The organism is Aeromonas sp. (genome assembly GCF_050252055.1).
GTDB classification, from domain to species: Bacteria; Pseudomonadota; Gammaproteobacteria; order Enterobacterales; family Aeromonadaceae; genus Aeromonas; species Aeromonas caviae.
Map to the genome: position 1 here is coordinate 66,110 of NZ_JBFWLQ010000002.1, position 21,723 is coordinate 87,832.

Below are 21,723 nucleotides of genomic sequence, written 5' to 3' on the forward strand. Positions count from 1 at the left end.
TATTATGACGCTTCTCATGAATCTAAATGAGAATGGTGTGCATTATGGGGCAAAGGGCGGGGCTTGAGAAGAAAAAAACCGCGCCCCGGTGGGGTGAAGAGGAGAGGCGCGGCGGCAGGTGTCACATCAGTTTGAAGGGGATGACCAGTCGGCCCGGCTCCACCTTGAGGGCTTCGACCTTGTCCTTGATCCGCGCCTCGTTCTGGCGGCTGCCATCGAGCCGGTAGACGGGGGTCTGGGAGAGGAACAGGGAGAGGGACTGGTTGAAGGTGGGCAAAAGCGGGGAGAGGGCGGTGCCCACGTCCGCCGGCTCGGTCTTGACGGAGAGCAGCTCGAGATCGCGCAGATAGATGGCGCCCTGTTCGGCCACGTAGTCCGGGCGGGCACTCAGGGAGAGGCGGATCTTCATCTGCTGGCTGCCCAGCGGGCTCGCCACCTGCAGCTCGCCGGCGGCATCCAGCTCGACCTTGTCGGCCTGGCTGCGGCCGATGCGGCTTTGCATGTCATCGAGTCGGATCTTGCTCGACATGATGCCGGGGATCCCCAGCTGTTTCTCGAAGGCGACTCGCTCCTTGAGGTACTGGTTGATCTCCCCTTCGCTGACGCTGTACTGGGTCAGCGAGCAGGCCGCCAGCAGCAGGGCGAAGGGGAGCAGAAGCAGGTGTTTCAACATGGGAGGGTTCCATTTTCGGGGCTGTCACAAGAGGTGGCGCCATCTTAGAGGCAAAGCGGGTTGGCCGCCAGTGGGGCCGCCCTGACCGGTTTCTGTCGCATCCCCCATATGGGGATGGCAATCCGTTTTCATTCGAGTAGCTATTTCCCTTCACCGCCAGCAGGCCCGCCCTGGCGTCATCCCCGACATACCCACAGACAAGCTCCTGTTTTAACGATGCAAAATCCCATTGACCCCGCGATTTCAAAGCGAGTATTTTACCGCCGCACAAAGTCAAATTGATAATCATTATCATTTTGAATCTTCTTTGAGGGTATGACGTGAAGACTCGAGTAATGGACAATGGCACACCTGCCGAGGCGAAGATGTCGCCTGATTTCTTGTTTACCTCGTGTCAGGGCACGATCAGTGCCACTGACCTGGGGCAACCCATCACCACCCCCGCCTGCGAGTGGCCCCTGCTGGCACAGCAGATAACCCTGGCCCTCGATGCCGCCAGGGCTGCCGGCCAGAGCAACCCCCTGCTCATCGGTGCTTTTGCGTTTGATCCGGCAGAGGCTTCCTGCCTCTATGTGCCCGGCCGTTATGAGCGGAGCGAGAAACTGGCCCCGACAGAGCCGACACCGGCGACAGAAGTGGAGCAGACCGTCGAGGCCAACCGGGTCATCTCGGTGCAGAGCACCCCGCCGGCCAGCGAATTCCAGGCCTCGGTCAGTGCGGCGCTGGATGCGTTTGCACAAGGCAAGCTCGCCAAGGTGGTGCTGTCGCGCAAACTCACCCTTACCCTGCACCAGCCTGCCGACCCTAAGCAGGTGATGGCCCGTTTGATGGCCCAGAATCCCCACGCCTTCCACTTCTCCCTGCCGCTCGGCCAGGGTCGCCGCCTGCTGGGCGCTAGCCCAGAACTGCTGCTGCGGGTCAGCGGGGGAGAGGTGTTCACCCATCCGTTGGCGGGCTCCGCCAGACGGGTGAGCGAGCCGGCGCAAGACGAAATGGTGGCCCGGGATCTGCTGGCCTCTCGCAAGGATCAGCATGAACACAAGTTGGTGATCGACGAGATCCGCCGGGTGCTGACCCCCCACTGCCGCGAGCTGGCGATCCCCGCTCATCCCTCGCTGATGAGCACGGATACCCTCTGGCATCTGGGCACTCCCATCGCTGGCCGGCTCAATGGCGGCGAGGCGTCGGTGCTCTCCTTGGCCTGCCAACTGCATCCCACCCCGGCCCTGTGCGGCTATCCCACCGATCTGGCCCGCCAGTTCATCCGCGAGCAGGAGCCCTTCCGGCGAGCCTTGTTCAGCGGCATCGTCGGCTGGTGCGACAGCCAGGGCAACGGCGAGTGGGCCGTGGTGATCCGCTGCGGCGTGCTCGATGGCCATCAAGTGGAGCTGTTTGCCGGCGCCGGCATCGTCGCTGGCTCGGATCCCGCCATGGAGTGGGCCGAGACCGGCACCAAGCTGGGCACCATGCTCAAAGCGCTGGGCCTGGGCTTGGAGGTGGCGCAATGAGCCAACGTCAATATCTGGGCTGGCAGAGTGGACAGTCGAATCTGGAAGCCCTGGGCCTGAGTCCGGAGGTGGCGCAATGAGCCAATTAAACCACTTCCTGCCCTATACCCGCTGGCCTGACGAATTGGCCCAGCGTTACCGCACCAAGGGGTATTGGCGCGGCGAGCCGCTGACCGCCATGCTGGCGCGTCAGTGCGAGCTGGCCCCCGACGCCGAGGCCATCCTCTGCGGCGAGCGCCGCTTCAGTTATCGCGAGCTGGACGCCGCTTCGAGCCGGCTGGCCGCCAATCTGGCCCGCCACGGCCTGGGGGTGGGGGATACCGCGCTGGTGCAGCTCCCCAACGTGGCCGAGTTCTATCTGGTGTTCTTCTCCCTGCTCAAGGCCGGCATCGCGCCGGTCAACGCGCTCTTTAGCCACAACCGGCTGGAGCTTCTCTCTTATGCCGAACAGATCACTCCGCGCCTCTTTGTCGGCTCGCTGACCCATCCGCTGTTTGCGAGCAAGGGTCGAGAGAGCGAGCTGCTGACAACCATCGGCACTGAGCTGGTGCTGCTGGATGGCGACACAGGGGCGCTGGGGCTGACCCACTGGTTGACGAAGGGGGATGAGAGTGAGCCAGTGAAATATGGCCCGACCCCGGCGGACGAGGTGGCCTTCTTCCAGCTCTCCGGTGGCAGCACCGGCACCCCCAAGCTTATCCCCCGCACCCATGACGACTATTACTACAGCGTGCGTCGCAGCAACGAAATTTGTTGCCTCGGCCCCCATACCCGCTATCTGTGCGCCCTGCCGGCGCCCCACAACTTCCCCCTGAGCTCCCCCGGGGCGCTCGGTGTATTCGAGGCGGGCGGCACTGTGGTGCTCGCACCCGATCCCAGCCCCATCAGCTGTTTCCCGCTGATCGCCCGCCACCGGATCAATCTCACCTCGCTGGTGCCGCCGGCGGTCTCCCTCTGGCTGCAGGCCGCGGAAGCGGATCCCACAGCGCGCACCCAACTGGCGAGCCTCGACTTGCTGCAAGTGGGTGGCGCCAAGCTGGGGGAGGCGGTGGCCAGCAAGATTGGGCCGCTGCTCGGTTGCCGGCTGCAGCAGGTGTTCGGCATGGCGGAAGGGCTGGTCAACTACACCCGTCTGGACGACCCCGACGAGAAGGTGATCCATACCCAGGGCCGCCCCATGAGCCCGGACGACGAGGTGCGCATCCTCGATGAGGCGGGCAATCCGGTTGCCCCCGGCGAGCCTGGTGCCCTGCACACCCGCGGCCCCTATACCTTCCGCGGTTACTACCAGAGCCCGGCCCACAACGCCCGGGTGTTCGATGGCGAGGGTTTCTACTGCTCCGGCGATCTGGTGGTACAGGATGCCGATGGTTACCTCACCGTGGTGGGGCGGCAGAAGGATCAGATCAACCGGGGCGGCGAGAAGATCGCGGCGGAAGAGGTGGAAAACCAGCTGCTGCACCACCCTGCCATCACCCATGCGGCCCTGGTCTCCATGCCCGACAGCGCCATGGGGGAGAAGAGCTGCGCCTTCATCGTCAGCACGGATCCCGCCTTGAAGCCGCTGGCCTTGCGCAAGTTTCTGCGCGAGCGCGGGGTGGCGGACTTCAAGCTGCCCGACCGTTTCGAAACCCTGGACGCCCTGCCCATGACGGCGGTGGGCAAGATTGACAAGCAGGGGCTGCGGGCGCGCATTGCGCACGCCATCGCCGCCAACCAGTCCCTGACAACAGCATAAAACTAAAAAGGAATCATGACGTTATGGCTATCCCAACCCTGAACAATTACGCCATGCCCAGCCAGTGGAAGGCCAACAAGGTCGACTGGTCTCTGGATCCCAAGCGCGCCGCCCTGCTGATCCACGACATGCAGGAGTACTTCACCGCCTTCTATGGCGAAAACAGCCCGCTGATCGCGGCGCTCACCGAGCGCCTGGCCGCCGTGCGCAAGCAGTGCAAGGCCCTCGGCATCCCGGTCTTCTACACCGCCCAGCCCAAGGATCAATCCCCTGAAGATCGCGCCCTGCTCAACGACATGTGGGGCCCGGGTCTCAACAAGCGGCCCGAGCAGCAGCAGGTGGTGGCAGCCCTGCGCCCGGAGCGGGACGACACCGTGCTGGTCAAGTGGCGCTACAGCGCCTTCCAGCGCTCCGAGCTGGAGCAGATGCTCAAAGCGTTGGGACGGGATCAGCTGCTCATCGGCGGTATCTACGGCCATATCGGCTGCATGATGACAGCCTGTGACGCCTTCATGCGCGACATCCAGCCCTTCTTCCTGGCGGACGGGGTGGCGGACTTCTCCCTGGCCGACCATCAGATGGCGCTCGACTACGTGGCGACCCGCTGCGGCAAGGTGATCCGCTGCGAGGAGGTGCTGGCCCTTGCGCCGGTTGCCGCTTCTGCCGTCCAGAGCAATCCGTTGCTGACGTATGAGGGGCTCAAGGCGCGGCTGCTGAGTCATATCGACGAGGACGAAGGGGAGTTTGACCCTGACGAGAACCTCATCGACTACGGTCTGGATTCGGTGCGGATCATGGCCCTGCTCACCGAGTGGCGCGCCGCCGGGGTCGAGCTTGGCTTCGTGGATCTCGCCAAGCTGCCGACCCTCAACGGCTGGTGGCGCCTCATCGAGGCCAAGCTGGCAGCCCAGGCCCTGGAGGTGACCCCATGAACCGCTTCCCCTTGACCATCCCTCAGCAGGGGCTCTGGTCCGGGCATCTGCTCAATGACGACAAGGCGATGTTCAACACCGCCGAGTGCATCGCCTTCGACGGCAAGGTCGAGGCGGCCGTGCTGGTCGCGGCCCTTGCCAAGGCAGTGGGGGAGTGCGAGGCGCTCAAGGGCCACTTCGAGCAGGACGGCGAGGCGGTCTGCTTCGTCTCGCATGAGCTGCCCCTGGCCTATGAAGAGGTCTCCCTCGAGCGCGATGACGAGACGCTGGCCCGCGCCTGGGCCTGGGCCGATCTGCGCCGCCCGTTCGAGTTGACCCAAGCAGCGCCCTGCCGCTTCGCCCTTTTGCGCGGCCCCGGCCGCGATTATCTCTACAGCTGCGTGCACCACATCGCCCTCGACGGCTTTGGCACCACCTTGCTGTTCCAGCGCATCGCCGAGCTGTATGCAGAGGGGCTGGCCGGTAAGATGAACTCCCCATCGCCCTTCGGCTCTCTGGCGGAGGTGCTGGCAGAAGAGGCGAGCCGCGAGCAGAGCGGCAAGAACGCCGCCGCCCGCGCCTTCTGGCAGGAGCAGTTGCAAGCCTGGCCCGAGGTGAAGTCCTTTGGCGAGACCCGCGCACCGATTGCCGCCGAATTTATCCGCGAGAGCCGTCCGCTGCCGGCGGCGCTCTGGCAATCCCTGACCGGCTTTGCCGACGAGCACAAGCTGGGCTGGCCCGATCTGCTGCTGGCCGGCCTCTCGGCCCAGCTGTCGCTGTCGAGCGGCCAGAATAAGACCCTGCTCGGCCTGATGATGATGAACCGCATCGGCTCGGCGTCGCTGACCGTACCCTGCATGCAGATGAACATCACCCCCCTTGCTCTGGAGCTCGAAGAGGGGCTGGATCTTGCGGGGGCTGCCGGCGCCGTGGCCAAGGCCAAGCGCGGGGTGCGCAAGCACCAGCACTACCGCTACGAGCTGCTGCGCCGCGACCTTGGCCTGGTGGGGGGCGACAAGCGCCTGTTCGGCCCGCTGGTCAACATCATGCCGTTCGATCACGCTCGCCGCTTCGGGCCGTTATCTGCCCATATTCTCAACATCAGCGCCGGCCCGGTGGAGGATCTCACCATCGAGGTGCAGGTCGGCGTCGATGGCCAGCCACGCCTGGATCTGGATGCCAACCCCGGCTGCTACCAGCAGGCCGATCTGGCGGTCATCGCCGATACCCTGTTTGCCCTGCTGGGACGTTGGCTGGCCGAGCCCGCCCAGACCCTGGGTGCGCTCAAGGCCGACTGGCTGGCCGAGCAGCGAGCCAGCGCCCTGATCGCCGGCCCCGCCCATGAAGCTCTCCAGGTGCGTCCTGTGCTGGAGGCGCTCTGCCACTTCGCCGCCCAGACCCCGGACAAGATTGCCTTGATTCAGAGCACGGCGCAGGGAGAGGTCCGCTTCAGCTACGAGGCGCTGCTGGCCAGAGCCGAACAGATGGCGGCCGCTCTGCAGGCCGAAGGCGTCGCCCCCGGCGACAAGGTGGGGGTCATGCTGGCCCGCACCCCCCAGGCCATCTTCGCCCAGCTGGCGGTGCTGCTGGCCGGCGCCGTCTACGTGCCCCTCGATCCCGAGCAGCCGCTGGAGCGCCAGGGCCATATCCTGCGGCTGGGGGAGGTCAAGACCCTGATCACTCAGGCCGAGTACCGTCACAAGCTGGCCAGCCTGTTTGAGGGGCGCACTCTCTTGGTTGGGGATCTGCTGGCGGGGGATCTGGTGAGCGATAACCGCTTGAACCAGCCGGCCGCCGGCCGCGCCGTCGCCTACCTGATGTTCACATCGGGCTCGACCGGTCTGCCCAAAGGGGTGGCGGTGAGCCACGGCGCGCTGGATCACTTCGCCGCCGCCGCCCGCTGCCGTTATCACCTGGATGAAGAGGCGCGGATGCTGCAATTCGCCCCCTTCAACTTCGACGCCAGCATCGAGGAGGTGTTCGCCACCCTGAGCGCCGGCGCCACCCTGGTGCTGCGCACCGACGCCCTGCTCGAATCCATGCCCGCCTTTGCGGCCGGGGTGGAGCAGATGGGGATTACCCACCTCGACCTGCCCACCGCGTTCTGGAACGAGTGGGTGGTGGCGCTGACGGCGGGTCAGGCCCACATTCCTGCCGGGCTTACCACCGTGATCATCGGCGGCGAGGCGGTCTACCCCGAGCAGCTGGCCCAGTGGCAGCGCCAGGGCCGCTCCGATGTGCGCCTCTTCAACACCTACGGCCCCACCGAGACCACAGTGGTGGTGACCACCCAGGAGCTGCAACAGGAAGACCCGAGCCAGGCCCAGTTGCCCATCGGCCTGCCGCTGCCCGGCATGCAGGCGCTCATTCTGGGGGCGGGGGAGCAACCTGCCGAGGAAGGAGAGTTGGTGCTGCTCGGCCCACAGCTGGCCAACGGCTATGTGGGCAGCGCGCAGAGCGCGAATGTGCAGAGTGCGCAGGGCGGTTTCGGCACCCTGCGGGTTGGAGCGGAGCAGATGCCCGTCTATCGCACCGGCGATCGGGTGCGCCTGGTGGCCGGCCGGCTGGTCTACCTCGGCCGGCGCGACAACGAATTCAAGATAAGCGGCTATCGCATCCAGCCCGGCGAGGTGGAGGCCCAGCTGCTGGCCCTGCCGGGGGTGGATGAGGCCTGCGTGCAGGGGGTGAGCATCGGCAGCGTGCGCCGGCTGGTGGCCTTCGTGGCGGGGCCGGAGCGCGACAGCCGGGTCATCAAGGCGCAGTTGGCCAGGGTGCTGCCTGCCGCCATGATCCCCACCGACTATCGCCACTATGACCAGCTGCCCCGCACCGGCTCCAACAAGCTGGATCGCAAGGCCCTGCTGGACGCCTACCAGGCGGGCGGCGAAGCCCTGACCCTGGGCAGCGAGACCGAGAACCGGGTCGGCGCCATCTGGCAGCAGATCCTGGGGCTCGCCACCATGGCGCCCACGGACAACTTCTTCGAACTGGGGGGCCAGTCCCTGCAGACCATCCAGATAGTGAACCGGCTCGGCGCCGAGTTCGGGGTGCAGGTCAAGGTCTCCGACGTGTTCGATCACCCTCGCCTAGATGATTTCTGCCGTTTCCTCGACGGCCTGCTTGCCGAGGACGAAGAGAGCGTGGAGATGGTGTGGTGATGGATAAGGAGCAACAAGCAATGGCCTTTGATTTCACTGGCAAGCGGGTCTGGGTGACCGGGGCCGGGCGCGGCATCGGCCGCGAGGTGGCGACGCAGTTCGTGGCGGCCGGTGCAATCGTGGTGGGGCTGGATCTGGCGTTTCCCGAGGCCGACTACCCCTATGCCACCCGGCTGCTCGATATCGGCGATTCGAAGGCGGTCAACGCCTGCTGCGCAGCGCTGCTGGCGGACGGCGGGCTCGATGTGCTGGTGAACGGGGCCGGGGTGCTGCGCCTCGGCCCCACCGAGACTCTGAGCGATGACGACTGGCACGACTGCATGACGGTCAACGCCAGTGGCGTCTTCTATCTGCTGCGGGCCCTGGTGCCCCACTTCAAGGGGCAGCGGCGCGGCGCCATCGTCACCATCGGCTCCAACGCCGCCCATGTGCCGCGCATGCAGATGGCGGCCTACTGCGCCTCCAAGGCGGCGGTCACCAGCCTGACCCAGACGGTGGGGCTGGAGCTGGCTCCCTTCGGCGTGCGCGCCAACCTGGTGTCACCGGGCTCGACGGATACCCCCATGCTGCGCGGCATGCTGCCAAGCGAGGAGGCCATGGCCCGCACCATTGCCGGGTTGCCGGAGCAGTTCAAGCTCGGCATCCCCTTGCGCAAGGTCGCCACCCCGGCGGAGATCGCCCATACCGTCCTCTTCCTGGCCTCGGATCTGGCCAGCCACATCACGCTGCAGGATCTGGTCGTCGACGGCGGCGCCACCCTGAGTGCCTGAGGCTTGAGAAACAGATGAACAATATGATTTTGCTGTTGAAACAGCTGGAACGGCTGGATGGTCAGAGCGTCAAGCTCGCCCTGAATGAGAAGGGGCAGGACGGTTTTTCTTCCTATCGCGCCACGCCGGCTGTCTGAGGTACAGATGAACAATATGATTTTGCTGTTGAAACAGCTGGAACGGCAGGGAGTCAAACTGGCGCTGAACGACAAGGGCCAGCTTATCTCCCAGTCGAGCAAGGAGGCGGTGACACCGGCCATCGGCGCCACCATCAAGGCCCACAAGGATGAGCTGGTGCGCTGCCTGGCGGCCCGCGCCGCCTTCGAGGCGCCTATCGTCGCCGAGGGCGCCCGGCAGGGGCCGCTCTCCTCGTCCCAGAGCGGGCTCTGGTTTATCGAGCAGTACGAGGAGGCCTCCCACCTCTACAACATGCCGGTCTATTTTCGCGTCAAGGGAGAGCTGGACACGGCGGCGCTGGAGTTTGCTTTCGACCACCTGTTTGCCCGCCACCCCAGCATGCGCACCCGCTTCATCAAGGACGAGGCGGGCAGGGGGGCCCAGGAGATCCTGCCCCACACGCCCTTCAAGCTGCAGATAGAGGATGTCAGCGCAGAGCCCATTGCTGAGCGGGAGGCCTATGTGGCTCGCCGGGTGCGCGAAGAAATAGGCCGCCCCTTCTCCCTGACCCAGGGGGATCTGAGCCGGGTGCACCTTATTCGGCTCGGCAGCCGCGAGCACGTGCTGCTGATCACCCAGCATCACATCATTTCCGACGGCTGGTCGGTCAAGAACATGTTCGCGGATCTCAAGCGCGCCTTTCTTGCCCATCAGAACCGCGAGCCTCTGCAGGTGAGCGAGCTGCCGCTCACCTACATCGACTATGCCCGCTGGTTCAACTCACCGCGTTTTCTCGATTATCACGCCGAGTTCAAGCCGTTCTGGGTCGATCGGCTCGGTGGCAGCCCCGAGGTGCACGGTCTGCCGCTGGACAAGCCGCGCCCGGCCCATCAGGACAGCGGCGGCGAGCTGGTCTTCTCCACCATCGAGAGCGACCTGTGGGAGAGCTTCAAGCGCCTGTGCCAACGGCACAGCACCTCCAACTTCATCGGTCTGCACGCCCTGTTTGCCTTGCTGATGGTGCGCCAGAGCGGCGAGAAGGAGGTGGTGATCGGCACCCCGCTTGCCTATCGCGAGCGTCACGAAATCGAGTCGCTGGTGGGCTTTTTCGTCAACACCCTGGTGCTGCGCACTCAACTCAGCGGCAAGCCCAGCTTTGTCGACTATCTGCAGCAGTGCCGGGAGGAGGATCTGGCGGCCTTCGATCACCAGCTCTACCGCTTCGAGGCGCTGGCCGAAGCCATCGGAGCCGATCGCACCACTGCCATCAACCCCATCTTCCAGATCATGCTGGTCTATCAGGCCAAGGTGGACTTCAACGATCTCATCCCCGGCTGCCAGCTGGTGGAGGAGACCTCGCCTGTGCTGCCGGCCAAGACCGACATCTCGGTCAAGGTGACCGAGCTGATGGACTCCGTCCGGGTGGACTGGCTGTTTGCCACCGCCCTGTTCGAGCGAGAGACCATCCAGGCCTATGCCGATCGCCTGCTGCACCTGATGCGCGCCGTGGTGGCGGCCCCCGAGACCGACATCTGGCAACTGCCGCTGGAGGCGGGCACCGACCAGGCAGCGCTGGCCGCACAGCTTGTCGACCTGCCGCCGGATTACCCGAGCCGCGACACCCTGCTCTGTCATATCGAACGGCGCGCTATTCAGTTGTCGGACGCGTTGGCGGTCAGCGACGGCGCGCAATCGTTGACCTATGGCGAGCTGGAAACGCGTGCCAACCGGCTGGCCCACTGGCTGCTGGCTCAGGGCGTCACCCCGGGCGCCGCCATCGGCATCCAGGCCAGGCGCGATGTGGCCTTCGTCATCGCCCTGCTCGCCTGCTGGAAGGCGGGGGCGGCTTATGTACCGCTCGACCCTGCCTATCCCGCCGAGCGGCTGGCCCATATCCTCACTGATGCATCCATCAGCCTGGTGCTGGGGGGCGTGCCGGACCCGCGCCTTGGCGAGGCGCTGGCGGGCACGACGGCCGAATATCACGATCTGCACCAGCTGGCGCTGGACAAGATGCCAACCAGCACGCCCGCACTGCCTCGGGACGCCGCCATGCTGGCCCAGATCATCTACACCTCCGGCAGCACCGGCCTGCCCAAGGGGGTCATGGTGGAGCAGGGCAGCCTGGTCAACCTGATGGCGGATCACGGTGAGCGCATCGCCCTTGATCAGAATGGGGCCATGTTCAACTGCATGTCCCTCTCGTTCGATGCAGGCAACATGACCAGCTTGCTGCCGCTCTACTGCGGCGCGGCCCTGCACTTCGGCGAGCCGGGCGAGGGGGTGATCAGTGCCGCGATCGCTTGCGGTGCCAGCCATATGATCCTGCCCACGGCGCTGTTGGCGAATCTATTGCCCCCGGCGGATCTCGGTTCCCTCAAGGCTATCGGCTTTGGCGGCGAGGCGTGCCCGAGCAGCCTGGTGGAGCGCTGGGGGGAGCGGGTGGCGCTGTTCAACATGTACGGCCCGACCGAGTGCACCGTCACCGCGCTCTGCGCGCGGCTCACCCCGGGGGCGCCCATCACAATCGGTCGACCCGTCAACCACCTGAAGGCACTGATCCTGGACGAGGCGGGCAACCTCTGCCCGGTGGGAGTGCCCGGCGAGCTCTGCCTGGCAGGGCTGGGGCTGGCCCGCGGCTACCTCAATCTGCCGGAGCGCACCCAGGAGGCCTTTATCGAGCTGGCCTTTGATGCAATGAATGAGGAACGTACCCATCGCCTCTATCGCACCGGCGATCGGGCCCTGCTGCGCCGCGACGGCAACATCCAGTATCTGGGCCGGATAGACGAGCAGATCAAGCTGCGGGGCTATCGTATCGAGCCGGGGGAGATAGAGACCCGGCTTGCCGAATTGTGCCCGGTCATCCGCCAGATCAAGGTGGTGGTGCAGGAGGGACGCCTGCTCGCTTACGCCTGTTTGCAGGCCGGGGCCAGGGAGCCCGATGGCGATGCCCTGCTGCAGCGGGCCGGCGAGTGCCTGCCCGAATACATGGTGCCGGCGCGCCTCTGCTGGCTGCCCGAGATGCCGCTCACCCCCAACGGCAAGCTGGACTTGCGCCGCCTGCCCGCCATCGTCTGGCAGCAGAGCAAGGGCGAGCCGCAAAACGAACTGGAGCAGACCGTGCTGGCCATCTGGCAAGGGGTGCTCAAGCAACCGCTCGGGGTGGAGGATGACTTCTTCCGCTTAGGCGGTGACTCCATCCTCAGCATCCAGCTCACCACCCGGCTGCGGGATGCGGGATTGCACTGCAGCGTGAAGGATGTGTTCGAAGCCAAGACGGTGCGCCGCCTCTGCCGCCAGCTCGGCCAGCAGCAAGCCGTCAGCCACAGGAGCGAGCAGGGCAGCCTGACCGGCGAGTTCCCGCTCCACCCCATTCAGCACTGGTTCTTCGAGCAGGGCTTTGCCAAGTCCGGTCACTGGAACCAGGGGGTGATCCTGCGCCTGCCGGCCGGGGTGGACGATGAGGCTCTGCGCGGCTGGCTGAATGCCCTGCGCCAGCACCACGATGCCCTGCGTCTGGCGGTGACCCCGACCGGCCAGCGCTATCTGGCCGAACTGCCATTGCCGCCGCTGCCGACCCTGGATGCCGCCAATCTCGATGAGGCTGAGCTGCAAGCCCGCCTGACCGAGCTGCAGGGAGAGCTCGACCCTGCCACCGGCCACACCCTGGCCTGGGCCCGCCTGCGCAATCTCTCTCTGGAAGGTGCGCGGGAGGGCGAGACGGTGGAGGGGCTCTTCCTCGCCTTCCATCACCTGGTGATCGATGCCGTCTCCTGGCGCATTCTGGCCGAGGATCTGGCCCGGGTGAGCAGGGGCGAGCCGCTGCCCGCCAAGGGCAGCAGCTATCGCCAGTGGGGCGAGGGGCTCGCGGCCTACGCCAAACGGGAAGAGGAACAGCTTGGCTTCTGGCTGGCTCAGGGGGAAGGCAGCCAGGGTCACCTGCTGGAAACGGCGCGCGCCGCCGATGGCCGCGCCGCCGCCAGCCTGTTGCAGCTGAGTCAGGAGACCACGGCTCGTCTCATCGACACCGCCAACCAGGCCTACTTCACCCGGGTGCCCGACCTGCTGCTGGCTGCACTGACCCGTACCCTGAGCGAGCAGGGTTACGGCAGCCGTCACTGCGTAATGCTGGAAGGACACGGCCGCGAGGCCATCGATGCTGAACTGGACGTGAGCCGTACCCTGGGCTGGTTCACCAGCACCTACCCGCTGGCGCTGGCGGATGCCGGGGCGTGGGATGCACTGGTGTGCGCCACCAAGGAGCAGCTGCGCGCCGTGCCGGACAAGGGGGTGGGCTTCAACGCCCTGCGGCTGCACCACCCTCGTGGGTCTGAGCTGCCCCAGGCCCTGGTGGTCTTCAACTATCTGGGGGTCAGCCATCAGGGCGAGGCCGCTCAAGCCTGGCAGCCCCTGCCGATGGCGCCGGGGGCACCCAGCTCCCCTGACAACCTGCCGCGCGAGCTGGTCAGTCTGCACGGTGGCGTGTTTGATGGCCGCCTCACCCTGCGCCAGGTGGGCGCCCTCACTCAGCAGGCGAGCGACGCCCTGATGGCGCGGCTGGCGGACAATCTGACGGCGCTGGTGGAGCACTGCTGCACAGTGAAGGCCCCGCGCCATACCCCGAGCGACTTCCCGGGGCTTGGCCTCTCGCAAGCCGCGCTCGATGGGGGGCTGAGCGGGCGCGAGGTGGAGACCCTGCTGCCCATGACCTCGCTTCAGCAGAGCATGTTCCATCACAGGGCGTTGCTGCCCCGAGATCACGCCTATCACCTGCAGACCGAGATGGACTATCACCAGCCGCTGGACGTGGCGGTCTACCGTCAGGCCTGGCAGGGGCAGATCGCCCGCTGGCCGGCCCTTCGCAGCGAACTGGTGCTGGCGGATGGGGTGGCGCTCCAGCGCATCCTCAAGCACGCCGAGTTGCCATTCCACTATGAGGACTTGTCTGAAGTGGAAAATGCAGAGACACGGGTCCAGGCCTATCGCGAGCAGGATCTGGCCAGCCCGATCCCGCTGGAGCAGGCGCCCCTGCTGCGCCTTGCCTGTTTCAAATTGGCCCCCGATCACCACAAGGTGATCTTCAGCGCCCATCACGGCGTGCTGGATGGCTGGAGCGGCCCCGTGTTGCTGGGTTCCTTGCATCGCGGCTATCAGGCGCTGATGAACGGCCTGTTGCCGCAGGGCGAGCCGGATACCGCCTGGCTCGAATTTGGCCGCCATATCGCCAGCCAAACCCGCAGCGCCGACGCCTACTGGCAGGGGCGGGGCGAGCTCTTGGCAACGCCTAACGATCTCGCCTGCCTGTTCGGGGTGACGCTGGACGCGGGCTCAAGCGGGCGCCATACCCAGCAGCGACCGGCACTGTGCGCCACGTCGTTGCCGGCCGAGGTGGCGACCTTGCTCGCCCATCGTGCCCGCGACCTTGGCGTGACCGCAGGCCTGTTGGCCCAATATGCCTGGCACCGTCTGCTGGCTCGTCGCTCTGGCGATGCCGTTACCCTGGTGGGCAACGTGACCCCAGGGCGGGATTACCCCATCGAGGGGATCACCGCGAGCGTCGGGCTCTACATCAACAGCCTGCCGTTGGCGCTTGAGTGGCGCACCGAGCTGACCCTGGCCGAGCATATCGCCCGGTTGCAGACCGACCTGATGGCGCTCAATGAGCACGGCACCCAGTCGCTGGCGGCACTGACCAAAGGCCGGTCGCGTCTGTTCCAGAGTCTGTTCGTGTTCGAGAACTACCCCATGCCGGCGGCCCCTGTCGCCCCCGAACCTCACCAGCTGGTGCCGCGCTTTGGCGCCGTGGTGGAGAAGGTGGAGCTGCCGCTCTCCTTGGTGGTCAGCAGCCGGGGCGAGACGCTCCAGCTGCGCCTCGAGTTCGATGGCGAGCAGATCCCCGAGGCCCGGGCCGAGGCGGTGCTGGCTGACTGGCTGGCCGAGCTCGACTGGCTGGCGCAGGCGGATCTGGGCCAGCCGGCCAGCGTGGCGGCGGCACCGTCCCCGGCGAAGGCGCAAGTGGCCGCCACACCATCGACTGTCACACAAGTGGCTGCCCCCGGCCTGGCTCAGCCGCCGGCCGAGGCCCGCATGCTGGTGGCCCTGTGGGAGCGCCAGTGCGGCGTACCCGGCATCTGGCAGCAGACCTTGATGGAGCTGGGGGTGGATTCGGTGCAGCAGCTCGCCCTGCTGGCGGCCCTCAACGAGGCGTTCGCGCAGGATCGGGCGCCACTTACCCTGCAGACCCTCAAGGCCCACCCATCCCCCAGCCGGCTCTATCGGCACTGGCTGGTGCGCCAAACGGAGGCCGCGCTATGACGGTGACCATCAAGCATAAGGCTCCGCTCGTGCAAACCCGGCCAGCCCCCCGTGAGGGGGCGACCAACCTGGGCGCGCGGCTGGCGGCCTGTCTGGCCGCCACCCCGCTGGCCCCCGCCATCCGTATGGGCGTGGGCATGAGTGTGGACATGGCAGAGAGCCGTGACGGTGCAATCGCAGGGCAGTGGCTCAGCTACGGCGCGCTCAATGCCAGGGTCGGCGAGATTGCCGCCCGTTTGCAGGGGCTGGCGGTGGGGGAGCGGGTTGGCCTCTATCTCTCCCGCAGCCCCGATCTGGTGGCCAGCCTGCTGGCCTGCCTGCGCCTCGGTCTCACCTTCGTGCCCCTTGAGCCGGACTTTCCGGTGGAGCGGCTGCAGGGGATCGCCCGCCAGGCGCGCCTGTCGGCGGTGATCTGCGACGGCGACAGGCCAGCTCCCGCCTTCGGCTGTCCGCTGCGCACCCTCGACGGGCCAGCAGCGGCAGGGGGTGTTTCCTGGCCCCAGGTGGATGATGCCCTGGCTGCCTACATGATGTTCACCTCGGGCTCCACCGGCGAGCCCAAGGGGGTGGTCATCAGCCGGCGGGCCCTGCTCTGCTTCCTCGACGGGATCCGTGAGCGGCTCGGGCTTTCACCTGGCTGCCACTGGCTCTTCATCACCACCCCGGCCTTCGACATCTCGCTGCTGGAGATGCTGGGGCCGCTCTGGGGCGGTGGCCGGCTGACGGTGGCCGGCGGCGAGCACAACAAGGATCCCCTGGGGATGCTGGCCTTGCTCGAGGCAGACCCCTCCATCAACTGGCTGCAGGCCACCCCGGCCTGCTGGCGCATGCTGCTCAAGGCGGGCTGGCAGGGGCGCAATACCCTCACCGCCCTGTGCGGTGGCGAGGCGCTGGACCCAGGTCTGGCCGAGCAGCTCTGTGCCCGCACCCGGCGGCTGTGGAACTGCTACGGGCCGACCGAGGCCACCGTCTGGTCCCTGGTGAGCGAGGTGCGCTGGCCGCCGGTTGGCGGGCAGATCACCATCAGCCACAGCCTGCCCGGCTATCGTCACTGGGTGCTGGACGAGGCGGGGCAGCCGGTGGCAGAGGGGGAGTGCGGCGAGCTCTGCATCGAGAGCCCGGCCCTGTGCGAGGGGTACTGGCGCAAGCCGGCCTTGACCAGCGCCGCCTTCCTGCGCCTTGCCACCCATCGCCTCTATCGCACTGGCGATCGGGTGCGCCTCCTTGGGGCGGACCGCTTCCTCTATCTGGGGCGGCGTGACGATCAGGTCAAGCTGCGCGGTTTTCGCATCGAGCTCGGCGAGGTGGAGGCGGGACTGCGCCACCAGGCCGGGGTGCAGGAGGCGGCGGTGCGTCTGGTGGGCGAGGGGGACGAGGCCATGCTGGTGGGCTACGTGGAGGCGAAAAGCGGGGTGACCCTCAATCGGCTGGCCCTGCGCAAGGGGCTGCAGGCGACGTTGCCGCACTACATGGTGCCGGCGCGGCTCATCCTGCTGGATGCCCTGCCCAAGACCGGCAGCGGCAAGCTCGACAGAAAGGCGCTGCCCTTGCCCGAGTAGGCGGTCTTGCCGGACGGTAAGAGCGATGGATAAAAAAGAAGCCCGCATCATGCGGGCTTCTTGTTGGCCGTCAACCGAGGGGGGATTAGTGAGCGATGGGGGCGGCATCCGGTTTGGTCAGCAGGCGCTCGACGTCGTCGATCACCTTAAGGGCCGCCTGGGGGCCGCCGGTGGAGGTCCAGAGTGACCCGTCGACGGCGCCGAAGCGCTTGCCCTTGATAGCGCCGAGCTGCTGGAAGGCCGGGGTCTGCTCGGCCTGCTTCATGGCATCCACCGCATCCCCGCTGGTGCTGAGGGTGCCGATCACCAGCCAGTCACCGTCCAGCAGGTTGAGGGATTCGAGGCTCAGGGCCGGGGAGTGGGGGCTCTTGTCGCCAATCTGGTGGGAGGGGCGGGTGAGCCCCATCTCGGTGACCACGCTGCTGGCGAAGGTGCCGCCGTGCATGTAGCTCGGCCCCTTGGGGTTCCAGCGCACTATGCTCATCTGTTCCCCCTGATGCTGTGCAAGCTTGCTGCGGGCCTCTGCCAGGCGAGCCTCATACCGGGTGAGGAACGCCTTGGCCTCGGCCCCCCGGTTCATCGCGTCGGCACTGCGGTCGAACACGGTTTTCCAGGGCTCGCCCCAGTTGCCGGTGACGACGGTGGGGGCGATCTCCTTGAGCAGGGCCAGGAGCTCGGGCTTGGTCTGGCCGGTGAGGATGAGGTCCGGCTCCAGATCGATGAGGGTCTCCAGATTGGGGTTGTCCAGATCCCCGACCACGGCGATCTCCTTGCCCGCCTTGTCCAGCAGATAGCGGGGCAGGGTGGACTGGCCGCGTCCATTGACGGTACCCACCGGCTGCACCCCCAGAGTCAGGGCGCTGTCGAGATCGAGTTCGCTCAACACGACGACCCGCCGGGGCGCATCGGGGACGCTCTGGGGCTGGCCATTGGCATCGATGACCTGGCGGCTGCCCGCCTGGGCCTGGAAGCCCGTCAGGCTGGCCAGCATGAGCAAGGTGGCCAGCGGGGAGAAGATCTTCATGGTGACATCCTTATGGGTGAAATCGGTGGGCCGGAGTCTGTGGAAAGTGCCTGAGAGCCGCCCGGCCAGCCCCGAATGGGCGGGGACATGCTACCACAAAGCAAGTGAGAAACGTTGTCATTTGTATTTGTGGCATGACATCGGCTTGCTTTGGTACCATCGCAGACCCCTGTCAGGAGCCTTGCATGTTGCCTCGTTGTCCCTCACTCGATGGATCCTTTGTCCGTCAATCCGATACCTTGTGCCTGCCGGGCCTGGAGACGCTGCCTCTTCATCGGGTCAGTTTTGATCCCGCCGCCTTCTCGCCGGAGTGCTTTGGGGCCCAGGGCATCATCCTGCCTGCTTCATTGCAGGGGGCTGCCCCCAAGCGCCTCGGGGAGTTTCTGGCGGGGCGCCTCGCGGCCCGCGAGGCCCTGCGCCCCTTCGGCCTGGCGGGGAGTACGGTGGCCATCGGAGCGGCCCGGGAGCCACTCTGGCCTGAAGGGGTGGAGGGGAGCATCAGCCACAGCCGGCTGGCGGGAGAGGGGGTGGCCCTGTGTGCGGTGCGTCCGGGCCAGGAGGGAATCGGGCTGGATCTGGAGGCCTGGCTCGATGGCGACCAAGGGGCGCAGCTCTGGCCCGGCATCATGGATGGGGAGGAGTGGGGACGGCTGGAGGCGGGGGTTCACGACGCCCAGCTGAGCCTGGCAGAGGGACTGACCCTGGTGTTTTCCGCCAAGGAGAGCCTCTTCAAGGGGCTCTATCCCCGGGTGGGGCGCTACTTTGACTTTCTCGATGCCCGCTGGCTCGCCATGACGGCGCAGACTCTCACCCTGGAGCTCAAATGCCCGCTGACGCCGACCCTGCCCGCCGGCTGGCGCGCCACCCTGCACTGGCAAGCCCTGCCGGGGGGCGTGCTTACCGTCTTGCTGCTGTGAGCACGATACAGCGCCCGGATAACGCCAACGCAAAGCCCAGAGAAAGAAACCGCCATCAGGCGGTTTCTTTCTCTGGCACAGGGTCTTGCTCAGGCCGACACGTCATGGTCGGCACGCAGGAGGGGCACTTCGTCAGCGCGTCGGCGGGGCACGATGACAGGGGCCCCGTCGCCGGGGGCGTGCAGTATGTCCACATCGGTCTGGTAGAGGCGATCGATGAGGGGCTTGGTCACCACCTCCCGGGCCGGGCCCATGGCCTGGATGGCGCCATCCCCCAGGGCCATCAGCTCGTCGCAGTAGCGGGCGGCGGTGGCGAGATCGTGGATGACGATAAGCACCGTCTTGCCCTCGGCGGCGACCCGATGGATGGCCTCCATCACCTCGGTCTGGTGGCCGATGTCCAGCGCGCTGGTGGGCTCGTCCAGCAAGATGATGTCCGCATCCTGGGCCAGCACCATGGCGAGCCACACCCGCTGGGCCTGACCGCCGGACAGCGAACTGGCGCTCTGGTGCCAGATGGCATCGAGCTGCATCCGCTCCCGGGCCCAGTCCACCATGCGGGCATCTTCCTCGCTCCACTGATTGAACCAGCCCTGATGGGGATGGCGGCCGTATTGCACCAGCTGCTCCACCAGGATACCGGGGGGGACAAGGGGACGCTGGGGCAGATAGGCGAGTTCCCGAGCCAGGGCTTTGGCGCCATAGGCACCGAGTGGCTTCTCCTTGAGCAGGATCTCCCCGGACCGGGGCTGCTCCTGTCCCGCAAGGAGCTTGAGCAGCGTGGATTTGCCGCCGCCGTTGGGGCCGACGATCCCCACCAGCTTGCCCCGGGGGAGGGAGAAGGAGATCTCCTTGAAGATGGTCTTTTGCGGGTAGCCGAACTGGAGTCGGTTCACGGTGAGCGTCATCGGGCGGCCCTCGGTCTGTATTGAAAATGGATGAATGCCATGGTCAGTCGGCCTTCTGGCGATCTTTGAGCAGGATGAAGAGCAGCAGCAGGCCGCCGAGAATGCGGGTCATGATGCCGGTAGCCACTTCGTGGGGGCTGGCCAGCACCCGCACCAGGGTGTCGCTTGCGAGCAGCATCAGGGCGCCGCACAGGGCGGCAATCCAGAGCGGCACGATGCGATCCCGGCTGAGCCAGGAGGCAAGGATGGGGGCCGCCATGGCGATGAAAACCACGGGGCCGCCGATGGCGGTGCCAAGGGCTGCGACGATGATGGCCTGGGCCAGCACCCCGAGCTGCACCCGGTTCACGTTCACCCCGAGAGTTCGGGCGGTGACCGGTCCCAGGCGCAGCACGCCAAGGGAGCGGGAGAGACAGACGGTCCAGGGACAGATGAGCAGGAGCAGCAGGCTTACCGGCAGCAAGGTGCCATAGCCCTGACCGACGAAGTTGCCCATGTTCCACAGATAGAGGCTGGTGAGGTGCACCAGGGACTGGGTGGACATGACGAACTGGCCGAGGGCGTTCATCAGCTCCGAGACCCCGATGCCGATCACCACGAACAGGTAGCCCTGCTCCCCCGGCTTGTTGCACAGGGCATAGAGCACGGCGGCGGCAAACAGGGCGCCGAAGGGGGCGGCCCACCAGGGCCAGGTACCCAGGGTCAGATAGAGGGAGAAGATGATGATGGCCAGGGATGCCCCCTCGTTGACCCCGATCATGTCCGGGGTGGCGAGGCGGTTTCGCACCAGGGTCTGCACCAGGCAGCCCGAGAGTCCCATGGCGGCGCCAGCCACCAGCACCGCCAACAGGCGCGGCAGTCGGATCTTGAAGACGGTCACCTGATCGAGTCGGCTTCCCTCCCCGAGCAGGGTCTGGATCACCCCCATCATGGTGATCTTGCCGGAACCCAGGGTGAGGGCCAGCAGGGAGAGCAGGGTGAGGGCGACCAGGAGCCCCAGGGTGATGAGCCAGGCGCGGCGGTGCAGCAACAGGGTGCGGCTGCCAAGGCGAAGGCAGAGGGTGCCGCTCGGGAGTGAGAGAGAGTTCTTCATGGGCGTGGCACCTTATTTGACGGCCAGCAGGGAGCGGAAGCCGCCGCTGCGCACCACCAGGATGAGCACGGGCGCCCCGATGAGCGCCAGAATGACGCCGTTGGGCAGCTCGTAGGGCTGGATCAGCCAGCGGGCCAGCACATCGGCACCGAGCAGAAAGAGCACCCCGAACAGGGCGGAGAAACGCACCTGGATGGCGAGGCGAACCGGCTCCACCAGGCGGGCGCAGTAGGCGGCGAGGAAGCCGACAAAGCCGATGGGACCGGCGATGGCGATGGCGCAGGCGGTGAAGAGCGTTGCGGCCAGGAGCACGCCGATCCGCACCCGGGTGGGGCGGATGCCGAGGGCCCTGGACTGGTGATCCCCCATCTGCATCAGGGTGAGAGGGCGACAGAGCGCCAGGGTCAGCAGCAGGGCGGCCAGGGCGAAGGGGACCACGGTGAGTACCGCTTCCAGACTGGAGGCGGCAAGGGACCCTAAGTTCCAGAAGCGGAATTGCTCCAGCACCACCCGGTTGGAGAGCAACAGGAAGTTGGAAAGACCGCCGAAGGTGGCGGAGAGGGCGACCCCTACCAGGATGAGCTTGAGGGGGTTGGAGCGCCCCACCATGAGGCCGAGGCCCAGCACGATGAGGTTGCCGAGCAGGGCCCCCATACCGGACCAGAGCAGATAGCCGTAGGCGGATTCGACGCCAAACCAGGTGAGGCCGATCACCAGAGCAAAGACGGCGCCGGCATTGACCCCGAGCAGGCCGGGTTCGGCCAGAGGGTTGCGGGTGGCACTTTGCAGCATGGAAGCCGCCAGGGAGAGTGATGCCCCCACCACCAGGGCTGCCAGGGTGCGTGGCAGGCGCAGGGTATGGACTATCATGGCGAGCTTTTCATCGGCCACGAAGGCGGGATCGCCCATCAGGAAACCGGCGACCTCGCGGCCACCATAGACACCGGCCCCGGTGGCCAGTGACAGACAAATCAGCAGGAAGAGGAGCAGCACGCCGAGCCAGAACAGCCGAGCTTGGTATCTGAGCAC

At 66.5% G+C, this 21,723-nt stretch carries 14 protein-coding genes; 9 read left to right on the forward strand and 5 right to left on the reverse strand.

The genetic code is table 11. From position 1 onward, the window contains the following. Window positions 1–121 precede the first annotated feature (121 nt). The gene (locus tag AB7E19_RS04025; protein WP_336578138.1) at window positions 122–673 is read right to left on the reverse strand and encodes a lipoprotein; all 552 of its coding nucleotides are present in this window, start codon (window positions 671–673) and stop codon (window positions 122–124) included. A gap of 320 nt (window positions 674–993) precedes the next feature. On the opposite strand from AB7E19_RS04025, the gene AB7E19_RS04030 reads away from it, so the two are divergent. The 8 genes from AB7E19_RS04030 to amoH all read left to right on the forward strand — a co-directional run bounded on the left by AB7E19_RS04030 (window position 994) and on the right by amoH (window position 16,752). Continuing rightward, a complete protein-coding gene (locus AB7E19_RS04030; protein ID WP_427934647.1) occupies window positions 994–2,181 on the forward strand; it encodes an isochorismate synthase in 1,188 nt (395 codons plus the stop codon). Between the two features lie 76 nt (window positions 2,182–2,257). Continuing rightward, entirely contained in the window at window positions 2,258–3,919 is a 1,662-nt protein-coding gene (amoE, locus tag AB7E19_RS04035) for an amonabactin biosynthesis (2,3-dihydroxybenzoyl)adenylate synthase AmoE (RefSeq protein ID WP_427934648.1), read from the forward strand. Between the two features lie 23 nt (window positions 3,920–3,942). Further along, complete coding sequence (amoB, locus tag AB7E19_RS04040; RefSeq protein ID WP_427934649.1) at window positions 3,943–4,851, forward strand: amonabactin biosynthesis bifunctional protein AmoB; 909 nt, start codon at window positions 3,943–3,945, stop codon at window positions 4,849–4,851. Beyond that, window positions 4,848–7,988 carry an amonabactin biosynthesis non-ribosomal peptide synthetase AmoF gene (amoF, locus tag AB7E19_RS04045; protein WP_427934650.1) on the forward strand — a complete coding sequence of 1,047 codons (3,141 nt, stop codon included), beginning with the start codon at window positions 4,848–4,850 and terminating at the stop codon, window positions 7,986–7,988. The genes amoB and amoF overlap by 4 nt, the downstream gene beginning before the upstream one ends. Window positions 7,989–8,008: 20 nt before the next feature. Continuing rightward, window positions 8,009–8,758 (forward strand): amonabactin biosynthesis protein AmoA, encoded by a 750-nt coding sequence (gene amoA, locus AB7E19_RS04050; protein WP_005301647.1) that lies wholly within the window; start codon window positions 8,009–8,011, stop codon window positions 8,756–8,758. Window positions 8,759–8,772: 14 nt separating this feature from the next. Further along, entirely contained in the window at window positions 8,773–8,895 is a 123-nt protein-coding gene (locus tag AB7E19_RS04055; protein ID WP_427934651.1) for a hypothetical protein, read from the forward strand. Window positions 8,896–8,902: 7 nt separating this feature from the next. Beyond that, complete coding sequence (gene amoG / locus AB7E19_RS04060; protein ID WP_427934652.1) at window positions 8,903–15,193, forward strand: amonabactin biosynthesis non-ribosomal peptide synthetase AmoG; 6,291 nt, start codon at window positions 8,903–8,905, stop codon at window positions 15,191–15,193. Beyond that, window positions 15,190–16,752 (forward strand): amonabactin biosynthesis glycine adenylation protein AmoH, encoded by a 1,563-nt coding sequence (gene amoH / locus AB7E19_RS04065; RefSeq protein WP_322131549.1) that lies wholly within the window; start codon window positions 15,190–15,192, stop codon window positions 16,750–16,752. The genes amoG and amoH overlap by 4 nt, the downstream gene beginning before the upstream one ends. Before the next feature lie 85 nt (window positions 16,753–16,837). Here amoH and AB7E19_RS04070 read toward each other — a convergent pair whose 3' ends face one another. Next, on the reverse strand, window positions 16,838–17,776 hold the full coding sequence (locus tag AB7E19_RS04070) for an iron-siderophore ABC transporter substrate-binding protein (RefSeq protein ID WP_322131550.1): 939 nt from the start codon (window positions 17,774–17,776) through the stop codon (window positions 16,838–16,840). 185 nt (window positions 17,777–17,961) lie between these two features. On the opposite strand from AB7E19_RS04070, the gene AB7E19_RS04075 reads away from it, so the two are divergent. Beyond that, window positions 17,962–18,693, forward strand: coding sequence for a 4'-phosphopantetheinyl transferase family protein (locus tag AB7E19_RS04075; RefSeq protein ID WP_427934653.1), 732 nt, complete (start codon window positions 17,962–17,964; stop codon window positions 18,691–18,693). Between the two features lie 89 nt (window positions 18,694–18,782). Here the strand turns inward: AB7E19_RS04075 and AB7E19_RS04080 are convergent, their stop codons facing one another. Genes AB7E19_RS04080 through AB7E19_RS04090 form a run of 3 tightly spaced genes read right to left on the reverse strand, consistent with a single transcriptional unit; the run spans window position 18,783 to window position 21,723 of the window. Then, complete coding sequence (locus AB7E19_RS04080) at window positions 18,783–19,601, reverse strand: amonabactin ABC transporter ATP-binding protein (RefSeq protein ID WP_322131878.1); 819 nt, start codon at window positions 19,599–19,601, stop codon at window positions 18,783–18,785. A gap of 43 nt (window positions 19,602–19,644) precedes the next feature. Continuing rightward, a complete protein-coding gene (locus AB7E19_RS04085) occupies window positions 19,645–20,694 on the reverse strand; it encodes an amonabactin ABC transporter permease subunit 1 (RefSeq protein WP_103259983.1) in 1,050 nt (349 codons plus the stop codon). Between the two features lie 12 nt (window positions 20,695–20,706). Further along, complete coding sequence (locus tag AB7E19_RS04090; protein ID WP_010674444.1) at window positions 20,707–21,723, reverse strand: amonabactin ABC transporter permease subunit 2; 1,017 nt, start codon at window positions 21,721–21,723, stop codon at window positions 20,707–20,709.

Bases quoted from the DNA above. Each gene is read 5' to 3' on its own strand.
- AB7E19_RS04025 (WP_336578138.1), bottom strand. From the start codon at position 673: ATGTTGAAACACCTGCTTCTGCTCCCCTTCGCCCTGCTGCTGGCGGCC.
- amoE (WP_427934648.1), top strand. From the start codon at position 2,258: ATGAGCCAATTAAACCACTTCCTGCCCTATACCCGCTGGCCTGACGAA.
- amoB (WP_427934649.1), top strand. From the start codon at position 3,943: ATGGCTATCCCAACCCTGAACAATTACGCCATGCCCAGCCAGTGGAAG.
- amoF (WP_427934650.1), top strand. From the start codon at position 4,848: ATGAACCGCTTCCCCTTGACCATCCCTCAGCAGGGGCTCTGGTCCGGG.
- amoA (WP_005301647.1), top strand. From the start codon at position 8,009: ATGGCCTTTGATTTCACTGGCAAGCGGGTCTGGGTGACCGGGGCCGGG.
- AB7E19_RS04055 (WP_427934651.1), top strand. From the start codon at position 8,773: ATGAACAATATGATTTTGCTGTTGAAACAGCTGGAACGGCTGGATGGT.
- amoG (WP_427934652.1), top strand. From the start codon at position 8,903: ATGAACAATATGATTTTGCTGTTGAAACAGCTGGAACGGCAGGGAGTC.
- amoH (WP_322131549.1), top strand. From the start codon at position 15,190: ATGACGGTGACCATCAAGCATAAGGCTCCGCTCGTGCAAACCCGGCCA.
- AB7E19_RS04070 (WP_322131550.1), bottom strand. From the start codon at position 17,776: ATGAAGATCTTCTCCCCGCTGGCCACCTTGCTCATGCTGGCCAGCCTG.
- AB7E19_RS04075 (WP_427934653.1), top strand. From the start codon at position 17,962: ATGTTGCCTCGTTGTCCCTCACTCGATGGATCCTTTGTCCGTCAATCC.
- AB7E19_RS04080 (WP_322131878.1), bottom strand. From the start codon at position 19,601: ATGACGCTCACCGTGAACCGACTCCAGTTCGGCTACCCGCAAAAGACC.
- AB7E19_RS04085 (WP_103259983.1), bottom strand. From the start codon at position 20,694: ATGAAGAACTCTCTCTCACTCCCGAGCGGCACCCTCTGCCTTCGCCTT.